The following is a 12,700-nucleotide window of genomic DNA, read 5'->3' as shown; positions in this document are numbered from 1 at the left end:
CCTGTCAGCTCCCTTCTATGTGCCGCAGCCAGTATCGGGGCGCTGATGTACTCCTCGTCCGCGCTATCCCAGATCGCAGCTCCCAGTCAGGTGACTCCGCCGAGCCTGCGACCTCAATTCCCGGCGGGCGAGCAGCCGTTGCGACTACCGGGGCCGCTGGAAACGGCCGTGCCGCCCGGTAACGCAGCCATGGCCGTCGTGGTCGGCGAGGCGCAGCTCGATGGCGCGTTTCCCGAGCTTCGCACGCTCACCGACCCCCTGATCGCTCGCGTCAAGGGCCAACGTGTCAGCGTTGCCCAGATCTATGCGCTCGCGACCAACCTCGAAGGCCTCTATTCGCGCGCCGGCTATCCGCTGGTGCGGGTCAGCGTGCCGCCGCAACAGCTGGTCGACGGCGGGACACTTCGCCTTGTTGTCATCGACGGCTTCATCGAAGCGATCGACGTCAATACGCTTCCTGAGCGCGTGCGAAACGTGGTCGCCGGCCGGACCAACTTGCTGCTGGGGCGGCCGCATCTCACGACCGAACAGATCGAGCGTGCGCTGCTGATCGCGGGCGACGTTCCCGGCTTGAGGCTGCGCAGCACCCTGGTGCGCGGCACGCGCGAAGGCGGGGTACGGCTCGTGCTCGAGGGCGAGCATCGGCTGATCTCGGGCTCGGCCGGAGCCGACGATCGCCTGTCGCGTTCGCTCGGCACTTGGCAGCTGCGCGGCACGCTGGCGCTCAACAGCGCGCTCGGCGCTGGCGAGCAGATCTACGGCACGGCCGGACTCAGCACGGATTTGCGTGCGGCCTCGGCAGGCGACGCGCCGGTCTCGCTCTACGGCGGCGGGGCCGTCGTGCCGATCGGAGCGGACGGCATCACGGTCAATCCGGAATACACGCATTCGCGGACGGTCACGAAGCAGACGCCCGGCGCCCCCGCTTCGCTCGGCAGCTTCGACCGGTTCGCGCTACGCCTGCGCGGGCCGATCGAGCTGTCGCGAAAGGCGTCGCTCTACGCCAACCTCGCCGTCGAGGATGTCGAGCAGCAGATCTCGGCGCCGGATTTCGGGGTGGCGCTCAGCCACGATCATTACCGCGTGCTTCGCGGCGGCATCGACTACGCCACGACGTTGCCGTCGCAGGCAGGGCTGCAGCTCGGAGCGCAGCTCTCGAAGGGGCTCGGCGGACGCAATGCCGAGGACGCGATCACCTCGCGCGTGCCGTTGTCGCGGATCGGCGCGACGCCCGACTTCGTCAAGCTTGCGGCCACCGCGCGCCTGTCGCAACCTTTGCCCGCCGGCTTCCGCTTCGATGTCATCGGCACCAGCCAGATCACCGGCGGCAAGGCCATGCTGCGCTCCGAGCAGCTGTCGCTCGACGGAAGCGACGCGCTGTCTGCCTTCGCGTCCGGCACGTTGAATGCCGATGAGGGCTTCACCTTGCGCGGAGAGCTGGCCTACCCGTTCGTGTTCAATGCGTTCGGCACGGGGGCCGCCGCATCGCCCTATCTGTTTGCAGCCGGCGGCCGGGGCTGGATCGCGAGTCCCTCGGCCGTCGAACAAGCCGCCCTCAACGCGGGAGCCGTGGGGACCGGCGTCCGCAGCAGCGTCAGCATTCCCGGCAGCTCCGCCGATGCGAGCCTTGCAGTCGAGATCGCGCGCGGCTTCACCGACGTCAGCGGCGTGCGGCAGGGCTGGCGGGCCAATGTCCTGGGCACGGTGAGCTTCTGATGCGCGCGTTCGACCACGCACGAAACGCGCGAGCGGCGAGCGGATGGCGCAGACGCGCTGCCCTCTTGCTCGGCTGCACCTCTCTGCTCGCCATATCATCGCGCGCGCTGGCGCAGGCCGGTCTGCCGCAGGGCGGCAGCGTCGTGTCAGGTCAGGCCACGATCGGCGCGCCGGCGGGCAATACCCTCACGATCAACCAGACATCCTCCAGGGCGATCGTCGACTGGAACAGCTTCTCTGTCAGTGCCGGAAACAGCGTCAACTTCGTCCAGCCGAACTCGAGCGCAGCCATCCTCAATCGGGTCACGGGGACGACGACCTCGACCATTGCCGGCCAGGTCAGCGCAAACGGGCAGGTGTTCCTGGTCAATCCCAACGGCATCGCAATCACGCCAACTGGGTCGGTGCAGGTTGGCGGCGGCTTCGTGGCCTCGACGCTCGACATCGGCAATGCCGATTTCAACGCCGGCCGCCTGATCTTCACCGGCAAGGGCGCTTCGGCCGCCGTCAGCAATGCCGGCGCGATTTCCGGCGCGAGCGGTGCATTTGTCGGGCTGATCGGCGGGACCGTGTCCAACAGCGGCACGATCACCGTGCCGCTCGGCCGCGTCGGGCTCGGCGCCGGAGAGGCGATCACGCTCAATCCGACAGGCGACGGCTTCCTGCAGGTCGCGCTTCCCACCAAGTCCACCACCGCCGATGGCAAGGCGATCATCGACATCGCCGGCAGGATCAAGGCGGCGGGCGGCGCGATCGAGATCAAGGCGGCGGCGGCCCAGCAGGCCGTGCGCGACGTGGTCAACGTGTCCGGCGTGCTCAGCGCCCGCTCGCTGTCGGGCCGCTCCGGCCGCATCGTGCTCGGCGGCGGAAGCGGCGCGGTGACCATATCAGGACGGCTTGCGGCCAATGGCGGCCGCAGCAATGCCGGCGGCACCATCGTGGTGACCGGGAAGAAGGTTGCGCTGACCGCGACCGCGAAGGTGAGCGCCGACGGCAAGAGCGGCGGCAAGGTGCTGATCGGCGGCGATATGCGCGGCGACCGGGATCCGTCCGCGAAGCTGGTCGCCGATGACGTGCCGACGGCCGAGACCACTTCGGTCGCGCAGGGCGCGACCATCTCGGCGAAAGGCAGTGCCGGCGATGGCGGCAAGGTCGTGCTGTGGTCGGAGCAGACGACCGACTTCCGCGGCAGCGTCGTTGCGACCGGCGCTGATGGCGGCAATGGCGGCGGCGCCGAGGTCTCGAGCCACGGCCTGCTGGACTTCCGCGGCAGTGTCGACCTGACCGCCACGGGCGGCAAGACCGGCACGCTGCTGCTCGACCCCTATGACGTGACCATCTCGACCGCGGCCGATAGCAACATGTCGAGCAGCGGCAACACCTACTCGCCGACCGGCAACAGCTCGGTGCTGTCGGTCGCCACGCTGCAAGGCGCGCTGGCGACGGCAAATGTCACCGTCGACACCGGAAGCGGCGGGTCACAGAGCGGCGACATCACCGTGGCGAACGCAGTGACCTGGGCCAGCGGCCACTCGCTGACGTTGAACGCCGCGCGTGACGTCAACGTCAATGCGGGCATCAGCACCAGCGGCGGCGGGACATTCTCGGTGTCGGCCGGCCGCGACGTGAATGTCAGCAGCAGCATCACGGCCACCGGCGGAGCCCTCAACGTCAATCTGGCTGCGTCCGGAAGCTCGGGCTCGCTCGTTATCAACGGCGCAACCATCGACACGAATGGCGGCGCGCTGACCGGGTCCGCAGTTCAGGCGGGGAGCAACGCGGCTGTCTGGCTGGCCAATAGCACCCTCAACGTCGGCGCTCTGACGCTCACGGGCACCTCGGCCTCCGGCAACGGGGTCGTATTCGCCGGATCGAACGCCATCACCAACACCGGCGGCGGCGCGTTGAGCATCAGCGGAAGCAGCCCCACATTGCCGGCATTCGTGCTGCAGGCCGGTGCGAGTCTGGATACCGCCGGCGCAGTCAGCATCACCGGAACGTCGAACAGCAGTGTCGGCGTCTATCTGCTGGGCAACAACACCATCACCGATCATTCCGACGGTCTGACCCTGAGCGGGACGACGTCATCCAACGTCGGATTCTGGATCAACAGTGGCAACAACACCTTCACCAACTCTGGTGGCGGCACGCTCGCGCTGAACGGCACGGTCACGACCTCATCCGGATCCCAGGGCATCGCATTTAACTCAGGCGTGGGCCTGACCACGTCGGGCACGGTCACGCTCACCGGCACATCGATCACCTCCAACGGTGTCGAATTCCAAGGCTCGAACCTCGTCACCGACACTGCCGGAAACCTTACCGTCAGCGGAGCCAGTACCACCGGCATCGGCGTCTTCTTTACCGCCACACCAACAACGCTGACCAATTCCGGGACGGGAGCTATTTCGATCTCAGGCAGTTCGGCTGCGGGCGCGGGAGGGGGATTTGGCGCGGCCATCAATTCCGACCTGACGACGTCGGGCAACATCTCGATCTCCGGCACCGACACCGGCACCTCCTACGGCCTGTACCTGAACGGCTCCGCGATCACCAGCAACTCGGGCAATCTCACGCTGAGCGGCTCCTCGACGGGTTCGAATGGCGTCTGGGATCAGGGCAACGGCACCTTGGCGCTGACCAACGCGGGGACCGGCACATTCCAGCTGATCGGCAGCACACCCAGCGCCAGTCGTGGCATCCGCTTCAATACCGGCAGCAATCTGACCACCCTGGGCTCCGTCTCACTGAACGGGTCGTCGGGAAGCGGTGAAGGCCTGTCGTTCAAAGGCAGCAACATCGTCACGATTCTGAACGGCACGCCGAGCTTTGCAGGCAGCTCGACCTCCGGCAGCGGCGTCTTCTTCCAGGGCGCCACGACCATCGATAACCAGGGGACCGGCACGGCGACGTTCTCGGGCACGTCAAACAGCGGCTTTGGCGTGAACTTCACCGGGACGAACACTGTGTCCGGCAACGTATCGTTCGCGGGCATCTCGACGGCGAGCGACGGCGTCAGCTTTGGATCAGCCTCGAGCCTCGCCGTAACGGGCGGGAACGTCGCCGTCAGCGGCATCTCCACCGCCACGAGCGGGTCGGGCTCGACGGTCGGCACTTACTTCTCCGGTGCGACGGTCAGTAACTCGGGCAGCGGATCGCTGACCATCACTGGAACCTCCAACGACACGGGGCCGACGAACAGCGGGAGCGCCGGCGTGCTCTTTGCCGGCACCGACGCCATCAGCAATTCCGGCGCTGGCACGCTGGCCATTTCGGGATTCAATCCGTCCGGCTACGGACTCCAGTTCCGGAATTTCTCTGCTGTAACTACATCTGGCACCATGTCGCTGGCTGGAACGTCGAGCACGGGTTATGGCGTGTTGGCATCGCTCGCCAGCTTCACCGCAACGGGAAGTGTGACGCTGACCGGCACCTCGAACAGCAATGTCGGCATGGTCGCCAACGGAGGCAACACGCTGACCGCGACGAGCGGCGCTTTGATCCTGCAAGGCACTTCGGTGTCCGCTGATGGCCTGCAACTGCGCGGGACGCTCGCCACCAGCGGCTCGGGGCTTGTGTCGATCAGCGGAACGAGTAGCGGCGGAAGCGGCATCGCGGTCAACGCCAATGTGACCTCCTCCGGCACCACGTCGATCTCAGGCAGCTCGACCAGCGGCAACGGCATCTATTTGCGGGGCAGCACCACGATCGACAATCTGAGCGGAACCGCCGTGACGTTCGCCGGCACGAGCACCAGCGGGGCCGGAGTGACGATCGATCAAGGCAGCACGCTCACAACCTCAGGCGACCTGCAGCTGAGGGGGACGAGCAGCACCGCATCCGGCCTCGTCGCCAGCGGTAGCAACGCCATTACGGCCAACTCGGGCGCGGTCACCCTTGTAGGCAGCACCTCGTCCGCCTCGGCTGTCGGAATCGACACGTCTGCAGCCGGGGTTGCGATCACCAACAACGGCACCGGCACCCTCATCCTCGACGGTCGCGGCGGCGACCGGCTCGGCGCCACGATCACCTCAGGCGCGGCGCCGGTGGTGATCAGTGACACTGGTGCGGTGAGCCAGATCGGCGGCGCCATCGCTGCTACGGCGCTGCGGCTGTCGGGCGGAACGAGCTACGTGCTTGGCGCCGACAACACTGTCGGCACGCTTGCCGCCAGCGGTATCGGCGCGCTCACCTTCAACAACGCACAGAGTTTGACCATCGGTGCGGTACAGGGGATCAGCGGAATCAGCGCCAGCGCCAACGCGACGATCCTCTCGGCCGGCGACCTGACGATCGCAAGCGGCAGCGCGGTGGTCGCCGCAAGCCCGGTCCTATCGGCAGCTCGTGCCTTCATCAACAATGCCGGCAGCGGCGCGGTGAGCGCGACGTCCGGCCGCTGGCTGATCTATTCGGCCGCACCCGGCGCCGACAGTTTCGGCGGATTGGACAGCGGCAATCCTGCGATCTGGAACGCGACCTACCAGTCGGTGCCGCCGGGGAGCGTGAGTGCGCCGGGCAATCGTTACCTGTTTGCGGCTGCCGCGCCCGGGACGGCCGGCAATGGCTCATCGTCCGCGAACACGGATCTCATTCCGGCCCCATCGACGCCCGCTCTGATTCCCCCCTCGCCGTCCTCCACGCCCGATTCCGGCGTCTTGAACGGCTTTGGAGCCGCAGCTGAGTCAGTGAACAATGGAAGGACCAGCGGCGGTGCTGGAGGTGGCCATGGCGGCTTGGGCGGTGCAGCCTCTGCCTCGAGCGCTTCCCAGAGTTCGGCAGGCCAAGGCCCTGCAGCCGGCCCGGCAAAGTCCGCAGCCGAGCATGCCGCTGCGGCTCCGCCGGCCGCCGCACCCGTGCCGCCGCCGAGCCAACCCGCCCAAGCTGCCCCCGAGCCACCGATCTTATCCGCGCCGCCCACCACGATCGCGCCTGCGCCAGCCCGAAGCATGGTCGATCTTGCGCTGTCGCGCCTCAATCGCGAAGCGCTCGCGACCACCATTGCCGAGGAAATTTCGCGTGTGGCCCGCTCCGCCGCGAGGTCATTGAGGGCCGCCGAATTCACCATTGCGGCCGCAAGCTCGGTCCTGACCGTCGGCTTCATCGCTTGGCTGCTGCGCGGCGGGACGCTGCTCGCCGCGTTCCTGGCCTCGGTCCCGCTGTGGCGCGGCTTCGATCCTTTGATGGTGGTGCTGCGGCCGCGGAGGACGGAAAGGACCCGCGCCACGTCCGAGGTTGATGCGATGTTCGAGGGCGGCCAGGGAGCCAGTCGATCGCTCGCGGACGTCACGTGATGAAGCGATGGCTGTCCCCCAAACTCCAGCTCAGCCTCGGTCTGGTATCCTTGACCGTCAGCCTAATTCTCGTCGCCGCCTCGCTTGGCTTGCTGCCAAACGAGGAGAGAGCCGAGCTGGAGCAGCGCGGCGTCACCGCAACCGCGATGGCGGTGCAACTCGCCGTCCTCGCCAGCCGCAATGACACGGCCGCGATCAAGGACACGATCGACGTCGTGGTCAGCCGCAGCCCAGCCATCCTCTCCATTGCCATCCGCGACGCGCATGGCAATATCCTCGCCGGATCCGATCGCCACCTGACCCACTGGCGCGAGCTGCCCGACGGCAAGTCGACCGCGACGCATATCCAGGTGCCGCTGTTCAATGATGACACGCCTGCCGGTCGGATCGAGATCGCCTTCAGGCCGCTCACCAGCGGAGCGAACCCGCTCGATCTGGGGCCGGCCCTGTTCGCGTTCGTGGGATTCATGGCGGTTACGGGCTTTGCCGGCTTCTACCTGGTGCTTGGCCGCGCCCTGCGCGAGCTCGATCCGAGTCGCACGATTCCGAAGCGGATCGAGGCGGCGTTCGATACCCTCGCTGAGGGCGTGCTGATCATTGACGACGACGAGCGCGTGCTGCTCGCAAACCGGGCCTTCAAACACAACGTTCTGACCGGTGGCGAACTTGAGCTCGGCTCTCCGGCCAGCGGATTGCCGTGGCTTTCGTCGGTGGCGGCTCCGGTTGCGCCAAGCGATCTGCCGTGGCGTGTCGCCCTGGAACATGAGCATCCGGTGCTCGGCGCGGAGCTGAGCATTCGCGATGCCGGCGGCGGCATGCACCGGCTCGTCGTCAACGCGACCCGCATCCTCGACGGCAGCGGGACGGCACGCGGCGCCATCGTCACGTTCACCGACGTGACGGCCTTGCATGAAACCAATATGCGGCTGAGCGCCTCGGTCGAGGAGCTGCGCAAGGCACAGCGGCATATCTCCGATCAGAATCTCGAGTTGCAATATCTTGCCTCGCGCGACCCTCTGACCGGCTGTCTCAACCGTCGCACCTTTTTCGAACAGGCGGAAGCACTGCTGACCGAAGCAATCCGCACTCGGCGTCCGTTCGTCTTCATGATGGTCGACGCCGACCACTTCAAGCGGATCAACGATCGGTTCGGCCATGCCTTCGGCGACAAGGTGCTGGTCGGGCTCTCCGACCAGTTGCAGACATTCTGCGGCGGGCCGCATCTGGTCGGCCGTTACGGCGGTGAAGAGTTTTGCGTCGCGCTGATCGGCCTGAGCAAGACCTCGGCCGAACACGTGGCCGAGCAGGTGAGACGGTCGGTGTCGAACGTCGGGACTTGGCTGCCGGGCAGCGAACGCGTGACCGTCAGCATCGGGCTCGCGCCTCTCGACGATCCGCGCGACAAGCTCCTCGATCTGGTCAACCGCGCAGACAAGGCGCTTTACGCAGCCAAGACGGCGGGCCGAAATCGCGTGGTCGTGGAACGCACTAAGGATGCGGCGCCCACGTCGTGCGAGAGCGGCTTCCCGGGCCGGTTGGCGCTGTGATCCCTAACGAACGACGCAGGCGGTCGGCCTTAGATGCCCTACCGTATCGGGGCGGACGCCGTCGCAGCGCTCGGCCAGCGGGCTCGCCGGACGACGGAATGCCAGCAATGGCTGATACGCAAGCCCTCGCGATCGCCGGTTCGTAGGTCGTGGGCCATGCTGCGCTCATCGGTACCCTTGATGGTGGTGACGCTCGGCGAAACGCCGACGCAGCGGGTCGGCATGGTCGACACCTCAACGACCCGATTTGCGAAATCAAGGTCGTCTTGGATGTTGCACGACGAGCAGTGACCGATGATCGTTCAGATCAAAGCGGTGGTTCTCAAAGAGCCGGGCCCGTCATGGATTAGGACGTTCCGGGATAACGTTCCCGTCCCGATACTACTTTCACATCCCGAGCGCACCAAGCAGGCGCGGCGGGGTCGCCGAAGAATATGCGAGCATGAGCGAGAACTGCAGCGCAAGCTTCGTCGTAAGGCGGACTGAGGTTGCCTCGACTGAAGGACCCTTGCGCCGGAGAGCTCCGTGCAAGCCTACGCCGCGCTTGCCACAACGACTCTCGGTCGAAGGAGTCGACGTAGTTAGTTCGGGTGGAGTTCTTGTAAGATGGCGTTACAGGGTCGTTGGTCAACATTGAACGGCACCAAGTTACGGTGGCCAGGACAGATTCTAGAAACACCGTCCCAACGGCGTTGGGGCGGCCCTGGAGCGCCTGGACCATCCCGAGATCGGCGGACGGCTCCTGAGCATCGTCTGCGCGAGGCGGCGCGCAGACGACTTGCCGATCTCAGCTCAGCCCGATCATCCGTGCGAAGCGGGTTGCTGTCCTCACCTCCGGCTGCTGTTCAATCTCCGGCTGTTCCGACCGGTTCAGCTCCGCCAGGGAGATCAGGACGATCTGGGCGACATATTCGATCACCATCGAGAACAGCTCACCGTCCGGGCTGTGATAGTCGATCCGCGTTGCCTGGCCATCCTGCACGGTCTTGACGACCGTCCAGCCCAGCGGATTGCTGGTATGTCGGATCAGTTCGCCGATGGTGTGAATCTGAAAACGTGATGGGTCCTGCCGCAGGATCTCGCGCGCCTTTGCGTTCATCGTCAGGATGCGCGCGCTCTCGACCCTGTTCTGACCATCCATGACCGGCACGGCCGCGATGATCCCGAGCGGCGATCGGTCCGCGATCATCGCCGGTCAAGTCCACGACACGAGCCTTGACGACGAGGCCGCCGAGTTCAATGAGATGCCGCGTGCGCTTGCGGCGCACGACCTGCCGCATATCATGCCGCACCCTTGCTGCCTGTTGAGGATTGCGCGCCGCCCGGTTGCGCCCGAGAGCCGCCAGCGAAGCGGTCGGCGCGGCGGCCCGAATCGATGCGCAGTTCGGTCTCGAGCTGGAGCGCGCGGCTGGCGCGGTTGACCCGGCTGCCAGCCGCTTCGCGGGCAAGCTCAGCGTTCTTGTAGGCGGCTTCGGCATCGAGCGAGCCATAAGGCCGCACCTCCTCGAATACCCGGCGGATCTTTTGTAGTTCATCAATACCGGCTTAGCTCCACTTCCTCATAGCGCTCCAGGGCCTGGATGCCCGGGATGCTGAGGTAGCCCTCAAACCGCGGCCGCTGCTCGTCGACCGTGAACGGTTCGAGCGCAACCATCAGGAGCGGCTCCTTGCGGTCGGCTGCACACGTCCGCAAACGTCGAGTTAGGTCGGCACGAGACTGCAGCTAAAGACCAGTTTGCCGGTCCACACGAACGCAAACGACCCACCAGCTCGATCGATGGCAACGATCGACCGTCGAACTTCGCGGGCGCCGTGAGCGCGAGACCACCAGGTGGGATGGTTCAGCCTGCAGCGGCGGCAATGGCCCAGCGCGATCTGGCCTCCCGCATCAATTCTGGCAAATTTGCGATCGTTCGGTGCATGTGGGCTTCCAGGCGCGCGCACGCGCGCGCGGCGTTCTGGCTGCGGACGCCGTCCGCGATATCAAGACAGTCACGGAGCTCGGAGTCCGGATCGGCGTCTTGGGAGATGACGAGGCATCGAATATACCGGCTGCGGTCGTTGAAGTTTTTTATCATTCGCAGCATCTCCTCGTTCCTCGATATCTGCGCGATCTGCTCGAACACACCCTCGATGGCGGCAGCATAATGCTTGGCGCGATTCCTTGCCGAATTCGCGGGCGGAAGCGCCGCCACTCTCATCGCGCTTCGGCCAAAGCGTACGGCCGACGACGACTCCAAAGCCTTCCTGAGATTATACGCGAGTACCAGCCGAGCAAACTCATAGAGGTCCTGCAGCTCCGCTGCGTCCGGGACCCTCGAGAAGAAGCCTCGCTTCGGAACGATATCAATCAACCCCTCGCCATGAAGACGCTCGAGAGCTTGTCTCACCGGTGTCGCGCTCGCCCTGACATAGTCAGCAAGCTCGTCGATGCGCAGGTGCTCGCCTGGCAAAATGATCTTCGACTCCGACGTCAACTCGTAATGTGTGACCAATTCCTTGATTCGGGCGTAGGCAACATCGACTCGATTGAATTCGCTGTCCATATCGATACCTGCTGCGCGAGGATTGCTGATCCGGCGGGCTTGAGCCGAAGGCTGCGCGGCGCGTCGCGCGCTCATGCGACGCGCCGCTCATCTCGCTTCCTGCTCACGATCGATCGCCGAGTGCCGCCGGGTGTCGCGCATGGCGAGATAGACGACAAGAGAGGTCGCAATGCAGCCGGTGAGGTAGAAATAGAACCAGCTTTCGTGACCGATCGACTTGAACCAAAGCGCGATCGACTCTGCCGTGCCGCCGAAGATCGAGACGGTCAATGCATATGGCAGCGCTACGCCCGTTGCTCGAATTGCAGTTGGGAACAGTTCGGCCTTGACCACCGCATTGATCGAGGTATAGCCGGATACGATCAACCACGCCGCCGCGATCAGGAGGAATGCGGTAAACGGATCGTGGACTCCCTGCAGCGTGTTCAGAAGCGGAATCGTGAACAGAGTTCCGCCCAGTCCGAACCCGATCAACAGCCATTTGCGTCCGATGCGATCGGAAAGGGCGCCATAGAGCGGCTGCAGCACCATTGCGAAGATCAGGCTACAGGCGGTGACCATGGTCGTTTGATCATCGGTCAGCTTGACGGAGAGCTTCAGGTATTTCTGCATGTAGGTGGTATAGGTGTAGAAGGCCGCAGTCCCGCCCGTGGTTAGTCCAACAACAAGCAGGACTTCACGTCGGAACTGACTCAGCGCACGCAGCGAACTCCCCTGTCTTGCCGCCTTCGCGCGGGTGAATACATCCGTTTCGTGCAGATTGCGACGCATGACGGCGGCCACGACGGCCAGCAGCGCGCCGATCACGAACGGAATACGCCAGCCCCATCCCCGAAGCTGCTCCTCCGTCAGGAGCACCTTCTGCAAGACCAGGAGAACGACGATCGCGCAGAGCTGGCCGCCAATCAAAGTCACATATTGGAAGCTGGAATAGAATCCGCGGTTCTTTTCGTCCGCGACCTCGCTCAGGTAAGTTGCGCTGGCGCCATATTCACCGCCAAGGCTGATTCCCTGCACGATTCGCGCGAAACCGAGCAGGACCGGCGCCGCAAAGCCGATCGACGCATAGGTGGGCGTCACGGCGATGATCAGAGAGCCGAAGCACATCATCAAGACCGACAAGGTCAGGGCATTGCGGCGGCCATGATGATCGGCAAAATGGCCGAATAGCCAGCCTCCGAGTGGGCGGACGAGAAAGCCGGCGGCAAACAGCAGCGCGGCGTTCAACTGCTGCACGACCTCGTCGCCCTCAGGAAAGAACGATTTGGCGAAATACAACGCAAACGCAGCATAGGCGTAGAAGTCATACCATTCCACCAGATTTCCGATCGAGCCGACGAAGATCGCGCGCAAGCGGCTACCCATCCCAAGGCCGTCACGGCGTGCTTCATCGGCGGCCGCAACGAGGGTGGGGTTGATAGCTCGCTCAAAATTCATGGCGTCCTCCGAGTGCACGTTTTCTTAGGCTCTAAGGCCAATCGTGCTCATGCCTGAGCAACCCGCGTGCCAGCCGGCCGCGGCCGCCGACCGCGCCGGCAAACAAAGCGATTTCAGATGGTTGCATTGCGCCCCGCGTGAAACGGGCTCGCGGCGCTCAGCG

The 12,700-nt window shown here is 65.2% G+C and carries 6 protein-coding genes and 2 pseudogenes; 3 read left to right on the top strand and 5 right to left on the bottom strand.

Features of this window, described 5'->3' with window-relative positions:
* The first annotated feature begins 168 nt into the window (after positions 1 to 168).
* Genes ACQR13_RS03530 through ACQR13_RS03520 form a run of 3 tightly spaced genes read left to right on the top strand, consistent with a single transcriptional unit; the run spans position 169 to position 8,554 of the window.
* The gene (locus ACQR13_RS03530; RefSeq protein ID WP_434862580.1) at positions 169 to 1,716 is read left to right on the top strand and encodes a ShlB/FhaC/HecB family hemolysin secretion/activation protein; all 1,548 of its coding nucleotides are present in this window, start codon (positions 169 to 171) and stop codon (positions 1,714 to 1,716) included.
* A complete protein-coding gene (locus ACQR13_RS03525; protein WP_434862579.1) occupies positions 1,716 to 7,007 on the top strand; it encodes a filamentous hemagglutinin N-terminal domain-containing protein in 5,292 nt (1,763 codons plus the stop codon). The genes ACQR13_RS03530 and ACQR13_RS03525 overlap by 1 nt, the downstream gene beginning before the upstream one ends.
* On the top strand, positions 7,007 to 8,554 hold the full coding sequence (locus ACQR13_RS03520) for a sensor domain-containing diguanylate cyclase (RefSeq protein ID WP_316202436.1): 1,548 nt from the start codon (positions 7,007 to 7,009) through the stop codon (positions 8,552 to 8,554). The genes ACQR13_RS03525 and ACQR13_RS03520 overlap by 1 nt, the downstream gene beginning before the upstream one ends.
* A 787-nt stretch (positions 8,555 to 9,341) precedes the next feature.
* Here the strand turns inward: ACQR13_RS03520 and ACQR13_RS03515 are convergent.
* From ACQR13_RS03515 to ACQR13_RS03495, 5 genes and pseudogenes are all read right to left on the bottom strand, one after another.
* Positions 9,342 to 9,743, bottom strand: a complete 402-nt coding sequence (locus tag ACQR13_RS03515) for a hypothetical protein (RefSeq protein ID WP_316202466.1) — start codon at positions 9,741 to 9,743, stop codon at positions 9,342 to 9,344.
* A pseudogene (locus ACQR13_RS03510) lies at positions 9,736 to 9,834 on the bottom strand (conjugal transfer protein TraD); the annotation flags it as partial. The pseudogene ACQR13_RS03510 and the gene ACQR13_RS03515, both read right to left, overlap by 8 nt.
* Positions 9,835 to 9,901: 67 nt before the next feature.
* Positions 9,902 to 10,093: pseudogene (locus ACQR13_RS03505) on the bottom strand (conjugal transfer protein TraA); the annotation flags it as partial.
* 302 nt (positions 10,094 to 10,395) lie between these two features.
* Positions 10,396 to 11,175 (bottom strand): GntR family transcriptional regulator, encoded by a 780-nt coding sequence (locus tag ACQR13_RS03500; RefSeq protein WP_316202437.1) that lies wholly within the window; start codon positions 11,173 to 11,175, stop codon positions 10,396 to 10,398.
* Positions 11,176 to 11,187: 12 nt separating this feature from the next.
* On the bottom strand, positions 11,188 to 12,465 hold the full coding sequence (locus tag ACQR13_RS03495) for an MFS transporter (protein ID WP_316202464.1): 1,278 nt from the start codon (positions 12,463 to 12,465) through the stop codon (positions 11,188 to 11,190).
* Between the last annotated feature and the right edge of the window lie 235 nt (positions 12,466 to 12,700).

This window comes from Bradyrhizobium sp. HKCCYLRH3059 (genome assembly GCF_051168035.1).
Taxonomy (GTDB): domain Bacteria; phylum Pseudomonadota; class Alphaproteobacteria; order Rhizobiales; family Xanthobacteraceae; genus Bradyrhizobium.
This window is presented reverse-complemented; position numbering and strand designations above follow the sequence as displayed.

Bases quoted from the DNA above. Each gene is read 5' to 3' on its own strand.
- ACQR13_RS03525 (WP_434862579.1), top strand. From the start codon at position 1,716: ATGCGCGCGTTCGACCACGCACGAAACGCGCGAGCGGCGAGCGGATGG.
- ACQR13_RS03515 (WP_316202466.1), bottom strand. From the start codon at position 9,743: ATGATCGCGGACCGATCGCCGCTCGGGATCATCGCGGCCGTGCCGGTC.
- ACQR13_RS03500 (WP_316202437.1), bottom strand. From the start codon at position 11,175: ATGAGCGCGCGACGCGCCGCGCAGCCTTCGGCTCAAGCCCGCCGGATC.
- ACQR13_RS03495 (WP_316202464.1), bottom strand. From the start codon at position 12,465: ATGGGTAGCCGCTTGCGCGCGATCTTCGTCGGCTCGATCGGAAATCTG.
- ACQR13_RS03520 (WP_316202436.1), top strand. From the start codon at position 7,007: ATGAAGCGATGGCTGTCCCCCAAACTCCAGCTCAGCCTCGGTCTGGTA.